The organism is Nocardiopsis gilva YIM 90087 (assembly GCF_002263495.1).
GTDB lineage: Bacteria > Actinomycetota > Actinomycetes > Streptosporangiales > Streptosporangiaceae > Nocardiopsis_C > Nocardiopsis_C gilva.
On sequence record NZ_CP022753.1, the window covers coordinates 2,461,515 to 2,475,063 of the forward strand.

The window sequence follows — 13,549 nt, forward strand, 5'->3', positions numbered from 1 at the left end:
GAAGCAACGGCCTCTCGATGCACATCCGCGGCATCCGAAGTATCTGTGCGGCGGTGCGCATCACGCGGGTTCCAAGCGAGCGGAACGCGTGCCGACCGATATCCGGCCACAACGCGCCAGGAAGGAAAACCGTTGTGAGTGGGCATCCCCCCACCCCAGAACCGACGTTGACCGTGGACACACGGGTCACAGGCGCCCCGATTAAAGTCCTCGTCGTCGATGATCACGCATTCTTCCGGCGCGGGCTCGTGTCCGTTTTATCGGAAGAGCCCGACATCGACGTCATCGGCGAGTCCGGGGACGGGGAACAGGCCGTGCGCCAGGCGGCCGACCTACTGCCCGACGTCGTGCTCATGGACGTGTGGATGCCCCACGGCAACGGCATCGAGGCCTGCACCGGCATCAAGAGCAGTGTTCCGGACGCAAAGATCGTCATGCTGACGATGAGCGACGAGGAGAACGACCTCTTCGACGCTCTGAAAGCCGGGGCTACGGGCTACCTGCTCAAGGAGATCTCCATCGATGAGCTGCCCGACGCGGTGCGCGCCGTCGCCGACGGCCAGTCGTTCATCAACCCGTCGATGGCCACCAAGCTCATCGGTGAGTTCACCGCCCTGGCGAAGAAGGACGGCGGGCGCTCCCGCGGCCTTCCGGCCCCGGAGCTCACGGATCGCGAGACTGAGGTACTGCGCCTGGTCGCCCGCTGCCTGAACAACAAGGAGATCGCCGACGAGCTCTTCATCTCCGAGCACACCGTGAAGAACCACGTGCGCAACATCCTGGAGAAGCTCCAGCTGCACTCGCGCACCGAGGCGGCCGTCTACGCCGTACGGGAGAAGATCCTCGACGGCGATGGGTGACACCGCACGCGACACGAGCGGGTGACACCGCCCCGTGGCGGCGCCACCCGCGCGGGCATCACAGCGTCGGCAGGTACCGCTGCAGCTCGTAGGGGGTGACCTGGCGCCGGTAGGACTCCCACTCCGCCTTCTTGTTGCGCAGGAAGAAGTCGAACACGTGCTCGCCGAGCGTCTCGGCCACCAGCTCGCTCGTCTCCATCGCGCGGATGGCCTCGTCGAGGCTCTGCGGCAGCGGCGCGATGCCCAGCGCGCGCCGCTCGGCGTCGGTCAGCGCCCACACGTCGTCCTCAGCGCCGGGAGGCAGCTCGTAGCCCTCCTCGATCCCCTTCAGCCCGGCGGCGAGGATCACCGCGTAGGCCAGGTACGGGTTGCACGCGGTGTCCACCGAGCGGAACTCGATCCGGCTGGAGTTGCTCTTGGTCGGCTTGTACATCGGCACCCGGACCAGCGCCGAGCGGTTGTTGTGGCCCCAGCAGACGTAGGCCGGAGCCTCGCCGCCGGCGCCCGCCGACGCCGCCGCGTTGTCCCACAGCCGCTTGTAGGAGTTGACCCACTGGTTGCACACCGCGGTGATCTCAGCCGCGTGCCGCAGCAGCCCGGCGGTGAAGCCGCGGCCGACCTTCGACATCTGGTATTCGGCGCCCGGCTCGTGGAAGGCGTTGCGGTCGCCCTCGAACAGCGACATGTGGGTGTGCATGCCCGAGCCCGGGAACTCGGTGAACGGCTTGGGCATGAAGGTGGCGTAGACGCCCTGCTCCATCGCCACCTCCTTCATGACCAGGCGGAAGGTCATGATGTTGTCGGCGGTGGTGAGCGCGTCGGCGTAGCGCAGGTCGATCTCCTGCTGGCCCGGGCCGCCCTCGTGGTGGCTGAACTCCACCGAGATGCCCATGGCCTCCAGCATGTTGATGGCGTTGCGCCGGAAGTCGTGCGCGCTGTTGTGCGGCGTGTGGTCGAAGTACCCGCCGGAGTCGTTGGGCTCGGGGAACTCGCCCGGCTCCGGCTTCCCCTTCAGCAGGTAGAACTCGATCTCGGGATGCGTGTAGAAGGTGAACCCGAGGTCGGAGGCCTTGCTGAGCTGGCGCTTGAGGACGTGGCGCGGGTCGGCGTAGCTGGGACTGCCGTCCGGCATCAGGATGTCGCAGTACATGCGGGCGGTGCCGTGCGGCTCGTTCCGCCACGGCAGCACCTGGAAGGTCGACGGGTCGGGCTGGGCCAGCATGTCGGCCTCATAGACCCGGGCGAAGCCCTCGATGGCCGAGCCGTCGAACCCGATGCCCTCGCTGAACGCGGCCTCCAGCTCCGCGGGCGCGACCGCGACCGACTTGAGGTACCCGAGCACATCGGTGAACCACAGCCGGACGAACCGGATATCGCGCTCCTCCAAAGTCCGGAGCACGAACTCCTGCTGTCGATTCACGGCTCACCTTCCTCGTGTTCGCTTCGACGGCGTCCCTGAGCCTCCGCGCCGCGCCTCCGGGACGGTCGGGACCAAGAGACACCTGTGTGATCCAGTCTGCCTTGCCGAGGTTTCCGGCACATTAACGCAGTTCCCACGTGCGACCTGTGCGGAGATCACGCCCGTGTACGCATTATCACAGCTCGGCGAGGTGCGGGGGTGCACGGCCCGGTGGCGGACGCCGTAGTCTCAAGGTGTGGCACAGTTGAGGATTGCAATGGCGCAGGTCAACCCCACAGTTGGTGACCTGGAAGGTAACTGTCGGCTCGTTGTCGACTACGCGCGCCGGTCCGCCGAGGCAGGCGCCCATCTCGTGGTGTTCCCCGAGATGATCATCACCGGTTACCCGGTCGAGGACCTCGCGCTGCGGAACTCGTTCGTCTCCGCCTCCGTGAAGGCGACCCACGACCTCGCCGAGCGGCTCGCCGCCGAGGGCCTGGGCGACCTCCCGGTCATGGTCGGGTTCCTGAACCGGCGCGAGGGGCTGGGCGCGCGCTTCGGCCAGCCCGCGGGCGCGCCGCAGAACTCCTCGGCGCTACTCCACCACGGCCGGGTGCAGCTCACCTCGGCCAAGTACCACCTGCCCAACTACGGGGTGTTCGACGAGTTCCGCAACTTCGTCCAGGGCGACACCCTGCCGGTCGTGCGGCTGCACGGCGTGGACATCGCGTTCGCGATCTGCGAGGACCTGTGGCAGGAGGGCGGCCCGGTCAAGGCCGTGCGCGAGGCGCAGGCCAGCATGCTCATCACCCTCAACGGCTCGCCCTACGAGCGGGACAAGGACAACGTCCGGCTCGAACTGTGCCAGCAGCGGGCCCGCGAGATCGGCGCGTCCATCGCTTATGTCAACATGAGCGGCGCCGAGGACGAGCTGATCTTCGAGGGCGACTCGCTGATCGTGGACTCCGACGGCGAACTGGTGGCGCGCGCACCGCAGTTCGAGGACGCGCTGCTCGTCACCGACCTGCGACTGCCCGAGGCGACCCAGGTGTCGCCCCCGTCCAGCCCGATAGACGGCATCCGCATCGTCCGGCACACCATCTCCAGCCGCCCGGTCGCGCCGTACGAACCGATGGAGCCGGTGCTGACCCCGCGCCCGGACCCCACGAACGACATCGGCGAGGTCTACCACGCGCTCGTCACCGGCCTGCGCGACTACGTCGCCAAGAACGGCTTCGACACGACCATGGTCGCGCTGTCCGGCGGCATCGACTCCGCGCTGACGGCGACCATCGCCGCGGACGCCGTGGGCGCCGAGAACGTGCACTGCGTGCTGATGCCCAGCAAGTACTCCAGCGAGCACTCGGTGGCCGACGCCGAGGAACTGGTCAAGCGGCAGGGCATGCACGGGCGCACGATCCCCGTCGAGTCGATCGTGGCGGCGTTCGACGAGGCGGTCACACTCGACGGGCTGGCCGCCGAGAACCTGCAGGCGCGGGTGCGCGGCACCGTGGTGATGTCCCTGTCCAACCAGGAGGGCCACCTGGTCCTGGCCACTGGCAACAAGAGCGAGCTGGCCACCGGTTACTCCACGCTCTACGGCGACTCCGTGGGCGGCTACGCGCCGATCAAGGACTGCTGGAAGACGGTGGTCTGGGATCTGGCGCGCTGGCGCAACGCCGAGGCCGAGCGGGCGGGAGAGATCGCGCCGATCCCGGAGAACTCCATCACCAAGGCACCGAGCGCGGAGCTGCGCCCCGGACAGCTCGACACCGACTCCCTGCCCGACTACGAGCTGCTCGACTCACTTCTCGACGCCTACATCGGCACCGACAAGGGGTACCTGGAGCTCACCATCGCCGGATTCGACCCCGAGCTGGTCAAGAAGGTGATCCGGCTGGTCGACCGGGCCGAGTACAAGCGGCGCCAGTACCCGCCGGGCCCCAAGATCAGCTCGCGCAACCTCAGCCGCGACCGCCGGGTCCCGATCACCAACCGCTGGACCCCGTGACGGGCTGAGCCACCGTTCTCTCCGTTGATCTCGGCGATATCGACCGAATGTCGCCGATTATTCGGTCGATATCGCCGAGATCAACGGAGGAGTCGGCGGGACTGCGCGGGAGGGCTCAGTGGTCGATGAGGCCGAGGTCGCGCGCCCGCGCCCCGGCGGCTCCCCGGTTCGGCAGGTCCAGCTTGGCCAGGATGTTGGAGACGTGCACGCTCGCCGTCTTGGCGGCGATGAACAGTTCCCGGGCGATCTCGGCGTTGGTATAGCCGCGCCCGAGCAGGCGCAGCACCTCCGTCTCGCGCGGCGTCAGCCCCGCCGGGGGAGCGGGCGGCGCGGTCCCGGCGGATGCGTCCAACGAGATGCCGAGACGCCGGGCGAGGTCGGCGGCCCGGTTCTCCAGGATGGCGGCGCCGCACTCCTTGGCGGTCGCGGCGGCGGCCCGTACCCAGGCGTCGACGTCGCTGCGGTCGTTCGCGGCGACGGCGGCTTCGGTCGCGTGCAGGCGTGCTCCGCTGAGTTCCAGCCGCAGCGGCGTGGCCGCCCAGCCGTCCACGGCCTCCCGCCAGGCTGTCAGTACCTTGTCTGGCGCCAGCTGGCCGGCCTCGGCCAGCCGCGCGACGCAGGAGCGCCGGTATGCCTCCTGCACCGGCCCGAACCGCGTGAGGTCGGCGGCCCACTCCTCCACCAGCCCCCGCACCTCGGCGGCGAGCGGCGGCTGCTGCTCCGCGCCGTCGGCCGATGCCTGGCGCACGGCCTCGGCCACCAGGTCCAGCAGCATCCAGCTGTAGCCGGGGGACCGATCGAGCCTGACACCGCGCAGCGTGGAGAGCGCCAGGTCCAGTGCGGCGGTGAGGTCGTTCGCGGCGAGGTCCAAGCCCAGCTCGGTAGCAACCGAGACCTGCACTGTGTGCAGCCGCTCGGTGGTGAGCTCCCCTCGCGCGTCGAGGTTCGCCGCGGCGGCGCGCGCCGCATCCAGATCACCCTGGAGCAGGGCGACCCGCGCCATGGCTGTCGACAGGCAGATGCGGTGCAACGGAGTGGGCGACCAGGACAGGCTGGTTCGGGCCATCTCCCGAGCGGCCTCCAGGTTGCCCAGCTCCAGGTGGGTCTCGACGATGTTGATCGCGGTGTAGGTGCCATGGAGGCTCATCAGGCCGGTCTCGCGGATCTGCTCCAGGGAGCGCTCCAGCAGCCCCAGCGCCTCGTCGTGGCCCCCGATCTCGCGCAGGTAGTGGGAGAGGTTGATCAGGCCGCGGGCCTCCAGCGACGGGTCGTGCATGCGACGGGCGAGCGCGATGCCCTCCTCGACAGCGGCCCGCCCCTCCGTGAACTCCCCCTGGACGAGCAGGGCTGTGCCCAGCGTGATGCGCGCGTCGGCCAGAGCGCACTGGTCGTCCTCGTGGTCGCCCATGCCCTCGGAGTGGCGGATGGCCCGCGTGGCCAGGGTGATGGCCGTCGACGACCCGTGGGATTCCTCCGACGTCCCCCGCACACCGCTGGCGGCGGGCAGCGGCACGGATTGGCGCAGCAGGACCTCGCGCGCCAGCAGGGAGAGCAGGTACCCGTAGCCGCGCGCGTGCGGCGGGTACACGTTGAGCGCCTCGACCAGGTCGGCGACGCCGGTCGGGTCGGCGAGCTGGATCCCGGCCTGGCCACGGCGGCGCATCAGCACGCCGCGGCGGGCGCGGGTCTCATCGTCCTGGGCGTCCTCCTGGGCGTCCTCAGAGAGCTCGGCCAACCCCATGTCGCACAACTCGCGCGCCCGGTAGCTCTGGCCGCCCTGGACCGCGGCGGCCGCCGCGAGGCTGGCGACGTCCGAGCGGTGGTTGCCCATGACCCGCTCCTCGGCGTCCGGGACCCGGTCCCACAACTCCAGAACGCGTTCCAGCAAGAGCAGTTCCTCGGCGTAGGCCAGCGCATCGCTCGCGTGCCGCGCCGCCGACCAGGCTGCGCTCAACGCGCGCGGCAGGTCGCTGGCGGCGTAGAAGTGGTGCGCCTGCTCGGTGGCGAGCCGGTCGGCGGGGATGACGCCGGGCAGTGCGTCGAGGGCTTCGGCGAAGCGCAGGTGGAGGCGGGAGTGCTGGCCGGGCAGCAGCTCGGAGTGGACGGCCTCGCGCAGCAGTGCGTGCCGGAACCGGTAGCCGGTGCCCTCGACCCGGAGCACGTTGGTGTCGACGACCGCGTGGAGTGCCGCGTCGAGCTCGCTCTCGGGCAGGTCGGCGACGTGGGCCAGCAGTTCGTGTTCGATCTGGCCGCCGCTGACCGCGCCGACCGAGGCGACGCGGACGACGAACCGCGCTTGGTCGTCCAGCTTGTACAGGGAAGCGAGCAGCAGCTCGCGGGTGGTCTCCGGGACGTGGTCGCTGAGGATGGTGGAGCAGTCGGTCAGCGACTCGACGAACAGCGGGTTGCCGCCGGTCCGCTCGTAGAGGGCGGTGGCCTCGTCGGGCGGCAGGGCGCTGCCGCGGATGGCAGCGGCCTGCTCGGCCACTTCCTCGCGGTCGAGCGGACCCAGCTCCATCCGGGTGACGCTGCGCAGCCGCTCCAGCTCAGGAAGCAGTCGCCGTAGGGGGTGCGTGCGGTGGAGGTCGTCGGCACGGTAAGTGGCCACGACCTGGAGGCCGGGCGAGTAGAAGTTGCGCAGCAGGAAGACCAGCAGGTCGCGGGTGGCGTTGTCGGCCCAGTGCAGGTCCTCGATGACGATGGTCAGGCCATCGGATCGGGATACGGAAGTCAGGAGCCGCAGCACCTGCTCGAAGAGGATGCCGCGGGCCTCGCGTCGCTCGGCGGGGGCGTGGCCGAGCTCGGGGAGAAGGCGGGCCAGCTCGTGCTCTCCGTCGAGCGCGAGCGCGTCGAAGGGCGCGCGGCCCAGGTCGCGCAGCAGGTGGCGGAGTACCGCCACGAAGGGGGCGTACGGCAGGCCGTCCACACCCAGTTCGAGGCAGCCCCCGGACACCAAGCGGCCCTGGCCGACCTGAGCGGCGAACTCTCTGACCAGCCGGGACTTGCCGACACCGGCGTCTCCTCCGATGAGCATCGCCGCGGATGCCTCGGTCCGCGCGCGGTGGGCGTGGTCGAGCAGGGCGCGCAGCTCGGTGTGGCGGCCGACGAAAACGGGGCTGGTGCCGATGGGTGCCATGTCCCCGAGTATGCCCGGAGCGGGCGAGATGCCGTCGGCGACCGTGGCGTGCGGCTCACGTGCCCTGCGGGGGACCACGGGTGTGCGTCGCGGCACCGCCTACCGCCGGGGGTCCGTCGCCATGTGCCGCTGCCAAGTCTCGGCGGCGCCCACGTGCCCGAGCCACGCGACCAGCCGGGCCGCGAACGAGGCGCGCGGTGCGGCGGGCGCGGTGCGGTGGTCGTGTGCCACCTGCTCGGCGGCCGAACGATGGCGCCGGGCGCGCTCCTCGTCGGCCATCCGCTCTCGGGCGATCTCTCTGACGATGTCGGGGTGTGTCATGTGTCCGTACTCCTTGGTCCGTCCCCTGGGTGGTCGCGGCGGTTCGGGAACGCTGGTGCGGCCCGTTCCGCGTGATCCTCAGATTCGGGCTAAGACCCCGGGGCGCACATGGGGCGGATGCCTTATTCACGGCCGTGACGTGGGGCGTAGCGGCTAAGATCGCGGATTCGCGCGTGGCATGGGACTAAGACGCGCGCGGTCGTCGTGGCGGGACCCGAGCCACGGACGGGAGCGGCGGGGATGGACGCCGAGAGCGCGGTCAGTCGGTCAGACGATTCGGAGCAACGATGGCGTGTCGCGCTCAGTGTTGACGCTGATGCGGATAGTTGTCATAACCAGGGGATTCTCCGCGGGGGAGGGTCACATGACCGGCTGGAGGGTCGATGGTCGTGCGTGGAGGTTCCGCCCGTCGCGGGGCGGGTCGCGCGGTGGCGCGGTCTGTCGTCGGTATGGCGGGCGTCGCGGCCCTTGGTGGACTCCTCGCTCTTCCGGCGGTGGCCGGGAGACTGGAGCCTCAGGACGGGGTGGAACAGCAGGGGCAGGGCGGTCGGGAAGAACCGGCTCACGAGCCGGAGAACCCGGAGCAGGACCAAGAGACGGAGCAGGGCGAGGTGGACCACCCGCGGCTCCCGCCCCTGTCCGTTGGTGTGCGCGACGCCCTGCACTGGATGGGTCCCGGAGATGAGTCGCAGTACGTGATCACCGTGCGCAACGATGGGGGCGAGCGGTTCGAGCGGATCCTGCTGTTCCAGAGTCTGATGCCGGAGATGGAGGTCATCGACGCGGGGGAGCAGGCCACCACCTGGGACAGTGCCATCGCGTGGGAGGCCTCGCTCGACCCCGGGGAGGAGATCGAGCGCACCACGCGTGTGCGGCTGGGCGATTTGGAGCAGGGCACACGGTATGTCGGCACTACGGCCTGCGTCCAACTGGAGCAGGGGGGACCTCTGGTGGCCTGCGGGACCGATGCCAATCTGGTGCCACCGGAGGAGCGGCAGGACCAGTCGGGTCAGCCAGAGCGGCCAGAGCAGTCGAACGCCCAGGGGCAGCTGGACCACTGGTTGGTCGCGGCCGTCAGGGAGTATTGGCCGCCGTGGTCGAGTCTGGTCGGGGCAGGCCTGGGTGCTGTCATCGGCCTGGGGGTGGTGCTCGTACTGTGGCGGCGGCGAATTCGAAAGTCGGCCCGCCACGTCTGAGCCGAGGCTGCCGAAGTGTTATGTCATCATGTCGTAAAACCAGCGCGTATGTACTACGCGGCGTAGTAGGCTTGCCGCCATGGACATCGTTTACTCCGCGCTTGTTTTCCTGCACCTCCTGGGCATGGCCGGCATCATCGGCGGCTTTCTCATGCAGCTCATCACCGGCAACGAGAAGTCGCCCAAGGTGATTCTGCACAGCACGCTGCTCCAGCTGCTCACCGGCCTGCTGCTGGTCGGGATCGCCGAGATGGACGGCGGGGGGCTCGACCACATCAAGGTGGGAGTCAAGCTCGTCGTCGCGTTCGCGGTCGCCATCATCGCCACCATCAACCTCCGCAAGCCCGCCACCAAGCTCGCGCTGGCCGCCGGCGTGCTGGCAATCCTCAACGTGGGCGTCGCCGTCTTCTGGTAGGGATCACGCGCACGGATGCGCAGGAGAACCGGGGCCGGGCCCTCCCTCGCGGGGCCCGGCCCTCGTCATGTCGAAAAACCGTTGCACTTCCCGTCATGATCTTGCGCGATCGTCCCCACGAACCGAATCAGTATCTCCGCAGGTCGATTCCGATGTGCGGACCGTGGTCGAGTGTTGCGCAGCGTCGACATCCCCCAGGTCGTTCAATCCTCAAGCGCCATTTTTCCTCCCTGTCACGCGCGCGGAATCCGGTCTTCACAGGGATCGGCGTGCTTGCTATGTTCGCGGCACCGTGAAACATCTTGCGTGTTCTTTCGCGGGTTTCACGGCGCATCCCCCACACGCTCCATCCGCCTAGGAGGCGCGATGAAACCGCGACGACGCAGACTCAGTGCGGCGACCACCTCGACCATCCTCGGTGCCGGCCTGCTGCTGGCTCTCACCTCCTCCGCCGCCGGAGCGGCGCCCGCGACCACCCCCGCCCGCACCCCCACACTCCCCGCATCCTCCACGACCACCGCACCCCAGGCCCAGGGGTCGGTCATCGTCCACCTCTTCCAGTGGCGATGGGAGTCCGTCGCCCGGGAATGCGCGGACGTCCTCGGCCCGAACGGCTATGGCGCGGTCCAGGTGTCCCCGCCCCAGGAGCACGTGGTCCTGCCCAGCGCCGAAGGTGCCGAGTACCCCTGGTGGCAGGACTACCAGGCGGTCTCCTACAAGATCAGCAACACCCGGCGCGGCACCGCCGCCGACTTCGCCGCGATGGTACGGACCTGCCGCGACAGCGGTGTGCAGGTCTACGTCGACGCGATCGTCAACCACACCACGGGCCCGGGCCGCGGCAGCGGAAGCGCGGGCAGCTCGTGGCAGGGCGACGCCTACACCTACCCCGCCGTCCCCTACGCGAGCCGCGACTTCAACGACTGCCGCCACGACATCGCCGACTGGAACGACCCCGACGAGGTCTGGAACTGCGAGCTGCTCGCCCTGCGCGACCTCAAGACCTCCCGGCCGAACGTGCGCGCGAATATCACCGACTACCTCAACGGCCTGATCGACCTCGGCGTCGCCGGCTTCCGGATCGACGCCGCCAAGCACGTCCCCGCCGCCGACCTCGAAGCGATCTCAGCCGGACTCCACGACGTTCCCGGCTACGGCGGCAAGCCCTACCTCTACCAGGAGGTCAAGGAGGGCGGCGGCCCCGACTCGATCAAGCCGTGGGGCTATACCCACGTGGGTGACGTCACCGACTTCCGCTTCCATGCCACGGTCGGCACCGCAGTCCGCGACGGCCGCCTGAACGGCCTACTGGACGCGCTCGACCAGGACATGGCCGTGGCCGCCGACGAGGCCGTGGTCTTCGTCGACAACCACGACACCCAGCGCGACGACGTCTCGATCAGCTACCAGGGCATGGGCGACCGGCACGACCTCGCCCAGACGTTCATGCTCGCGCAGCCGTACGGCACCCCCAAGGTGATGTCCAGCTACTCCTACACGCAACGGGCCGAAGGCCCGCCCAGCACCGGACCGGAGGCCGGCAACCCCGCCGGAGCCCTCACCGCACCCACGGACTGCGACAACGCCCGCTGGTTCTGCGAACACCGCAACCTCAACGCGATGCCGACCTTCCCCACAGCCGTCGGCCCCGCCCCGGCCGTACCCCGCACCACCGACGGCGACTCCCGCCTCGCCTTCGACCGTGGCAACCGCGGCTTCGCCGCCTTCAACGCCACCGATACCGTCTGGCACCTGACCTCACCCACGAACCTGCCCGACGGCACCTACTGCGACGTCGCCAACGGCCCTGCCACGTGCACGTCGACGACCACCATCACCGTGACCGACGGCCAGCTCACCGCCACCCTCCCGGCGAACGGCACCCTGGCCATCCATGTCGGAGGCAGGGGTTCTTAATGACCCCGTCATGAGGAGAGTGAATGACGCCGACCGCGCCTCCATCGCCGTACTGTCGGTGACGACGTGTGGTCTGGCCCAGATCCACCGATGAGGGTCCGCCGCGCCCACGAGCTTGAGCGCGGCGGACCCTAGGAGAGCAGCTAGAGCAAAACGGGGGATTCCGATGCCAGACGCGCGAAGAACACGATGACGGGAAGCAGCAGGGCGGGAACCGCGATCAGCGACCGCCGCTTCGACGCCATGGCCAGCTTCACGCATCCGAGGTGGACCAACCCGCCGATGAGTAACCCGGGAAGCGCCATGCCGGGTGACCACGGAGCGAGCCCTGCGTAGAAAAGGGCGTACGGGAGACCTCCGCCGACGAACACAAGAGTGTCGAGGACGCGATCTCCCTCGGGCGGCTGGCGGCGGGTGACGATCACCCGAACGGCAGCCGGAGCCGAGACGATAAGCAGGAACACGGTGTAGAGCAGGAGAAATACTGCGGCCATCTGGAGCAGGGGAACATCGTCGGCAGGAGATAGAAGGAGCAGTACCACTACCGCGTGGATACCTCCACCTGCGAGGATCTGCGTGATCACCGTAGTCGGGGGAGTGGGAGAAGGATGCATTCCCTACCTACTTCGAGGTGCAATCCTCATTGAAGGGATGGGTGGGCGGTGAGAGCGCGATTGGTGGCAGCGCGAGGTGCTCCAGTCCGACGTTCCCGAAGCGGTAGACGCACTTCTCGACAGGGTTTTGCCAAGCATCGGAGTACTCATTGAAGTCGGGTGGATCAGCGATTGTCTCACCCGTGAGCGGGCCGGTCGCAGTCTTGATCCAACTTTGGTGGCTTGGAGCCATGTCGTGGGTTCCGGACAGGCGATGGGTGCCGTCGGTGCTGAGCGTGGCCGTAATGTCGATGTCGACAGCCGGAGCATCGAATATTTTGAATACGTGGCAGAGGGGATCCGACGCCTTCGATGTGATGCGCGACGTCACGCTCGTGCTCGTGAAGTTCTCATTGCTATAGGTGACGTCGTCCAATGAAGCACGCGCCCGATCAACCATCTTCATTGATCCGTCATCCTGCTTTTCGTGTAGGCTGGAGATTCCCAACCATGTATAGCCGTTCGTCGTCGGCTCGTCCCAGCCGACGAAGCGCCACCCCGTTTCCTTTTCCCACGTGAAGCGAGGTGAATTAAATGTTGCGCCGGCGTTCAGTCTGATTCTACTGGTTTCGGCCCGAGGATCTCCGGGAATACCCATCCCTCGTCCGTCGCCCTTATAGTACTTCGTCCAGGCGTTCGGAAGAGTCTCAGTGCACACGGCGGGGCCGGGAACATACTTGTCCGGGATGAATGCATCCCAGGTGATCTTCTTGTAGTACGTGCCATACGAAACAGCTCGCTCTGAAAGTCGTCGTTCGTCCTCCAGCCTTCCGGTCGTATTCTCTCCGAGGGGGGATACTTCGATACTCCACCTGTGGCCGGGCTCGGTCTCACCATCGTTTCCGGTTTTTGTGCTCCGCATCGTGTGGGTTGACTCGGGTGCGGCCGCGACCTCGTATCGCTCGGTTTCCTCTCCTGTGTAGTCGCCATCGACGACAGTGACGACGTCGCTGTCAACCGTTGCTTGGCCGTTGAGTGTGGATATGTCGCCTTCATCCAGCGCGTGTCCTCTGGTTGCCTGCCCCGTCGGGGGCGGCGGAACTCGGATCCGGGCGGTCATGCCAGAAGAGTCGGCGATCCACGTGACTCCGTCGTCGGCAGCGTTCGCGTGGGCGGTTGTGCTCCTGATGATCGAGCGGGCGAGGACTTCCTCCCGCTCATCGATGGCGACGAGCCGCACACGTGTTACTTCTCCCGGTTCCATCTCGCCAATCTCCAGCCGCGTCTCTTTTCCGCGGTAAGCAGGATTCAACTCCTTTTCGGAGATGTCTCCTTTGAAGATTTCCTCGAATGCCACGTACTCTGTGGCGTTTGGGACATCCTTCCATCTGAGAGTGACGGATGAATCATCCCGTGAAATATCAACTATGTCGATGGGAGGTGTTGGCGTCTCGGCGTTTGCTGGGTTCGCTCCTGCGATCGCCGCCATCGCTATCGCAGTTCCAAATGACGTGATCATCAGCGTCCTCAATTAACCTCCTCGGGTTGGAAAACCCGAGAGAGGCTATCTTGGACTATTTTTCATGGTCAAGTATCTGGATTGATGATCATCTTTCTCCGTGCTCGAAAAAAGACTCTGACCAGCGTCGTTCCCTTGGGGGCGTTTTGAATTGTCTGTGGCTTGTCCGCCTTCGGCCATCT

The 13,549-nt window shown here is 67.7% G+C and carries 10 protein-coding genes; 5 read left to right on the plus strand and 5 right to left on the minus strand.

The window, feature by feature from the left end; all coding sequences use genetic code 11:
- Window positions 1–134 precede the first annotated feature (134 nt).
- Window positions 135–860 carry a response regulator gene (locus CDO52_RS11240; protein ID WP_394296710.1) on the plus strand — a complete coding sequence of 242 codons (726 nt, stop codon included), beginning with the start codon at window positions 135–137 and terminating at the stop codon, window positions 858–860.
- A 58-nt stretch (window positions 861–918) separates the two neighbouring features.
- On the opposite strand, the gene CDO52_RS11245 is transcribed toward CDO52_RS11240, so the two are convergent.
- The gene (locus CDO52_RS11245; protein ID WP_017617153.1) at window positions 919–2,280 is read right to left on the minus strand and encodes a glutamine synthetase family protein; all 1,362 of its coding nucleotides are present in this window, start codon (window positions 2,278–2,280) and stop codon (window positions 919–921) included.
- A 235-nt stretch (window positions 2,281–2,515) separates the two neighbouring features.
- On the opposite strand from CDO52_RS11245, the gene CDO52_RS11250 reads away from it, so the two are divergent.
- Complete coding sequence (locus CDO52_RS11250; protein ID WP_026125490.1) at window positions 2,516–4,270, plus strand: NAD+ synthase; 1,755 nt, start codon at window positions 2,516–2,518, stop codon at window positions 4,268–4,270.
- 115 nt (window positions 4,271–4,385) lie between these two features.
- Here the strand turns inward: CDO52_RS11250 and CDO52_RS11255 are convergent, their stop codons facing one another.
- Both CDO52_RS11255 and CDO52_RS11260 read right to left on the minus strand, forming a co-directional pair.
- The gene (locus tag CDO52_RS11255) at window positions 4,386–7,406 is read right to left on the minus strand and encodes a helix-turn-helix transcriptional regulator (RefSeq protein WP_094932823.1); all 3,021 of its coding nucleotides are present in this window, start codon (window positions 7,404–7,406) and stop codon (window positions 4,386–4,388) included.
- Between the two features lie 99 nt (window positions 7,407–7,505).
- Window positions 7,506–7,727: a hypothetical protein gene (locus tag CDO52_RS11260; protein ID WP_017617150.1), complete on the minus strand. Its 222-nt coding sequence runs from the start codon at window positions 7,725–7,727 to the stop codon at window positions 7,506–7,508.
- Between the two features lie 428 nt (window positions 7,728–8,155).
- Between CDO52_RS11260 and CDO52_RS11265 the strand changes: the two genes are divergently transcribed.
- The 3 genes from CDO52_RS11265 to CDO52_RS11275 all read left to right on the plus strand — a co-directional run bounded on the left by CDO52_RS11265 (window position 8,156) and on the right by CDO52_RS11275 (window position 11,255).
- Window positions 8,156–8,923, plus strand: coding sequence for a hypothetical protein (locus CDO52_RS11265; protein WP_017617149.1), 768 nt, complete (start codon window positions 8,156–8,158; stop codon window positions 8,921–8,923).
- A 79-nt stretch (window positions 8,924–9,002) separates the two neighbouring features.
- Window positions 9,003–9,338: a hypothetical protein gene (locus tag CDO52_RS11270; protein WP_017617148.1), complete on the plus strand. Its 336-nt coding sequence runs from the start codon at window positions 9,003–9,005 to the stop codon at window positions 9,336–9,338.
- Window positions 9,339–9,704: 366 nt separating this feature from the next.
- A complete protein-coding gene (locus tag CDO52_RS11275; RefSeq protein ID WP_017617147.1) occupies window positions 9,705–11,255 on the plus strand; it encodes an alpha-amylase in 1,551 nt (516 codons plus the stop codon).
- A gap of 143 nt (window positions 11,256–11,398) precedes the next feature.
- Here the strand turns inward: CDO52_RS11275 and CDO52_RS11280 are convergent, their stop codons facing one another.
- Window positions 11,399–11,749, minus strand: coding sequence for a hypothetical protein (locus CDO52_RS11280; RefSeq protein WP_157745524.1), 351 nt, complete (start codon window positions 11,747–11,749; stop codon window positions 11,399–11,401).
- Between the two features lie 127 nt (window positions 11,750–11,876).
- Complete coding sequence (locus tag CDO52_RS27380; RefSeq protein WP_152471493.1) at window positions 11,877–13,379, minus strand: DUF3238 domain-containing protein; 1,503 nt, start codon at window positions 13,377–13,379, stop codon at window positions 11,877–11,879.
- Window positions 13,380–13,549 lie beyond the last annotated feature (170 nt).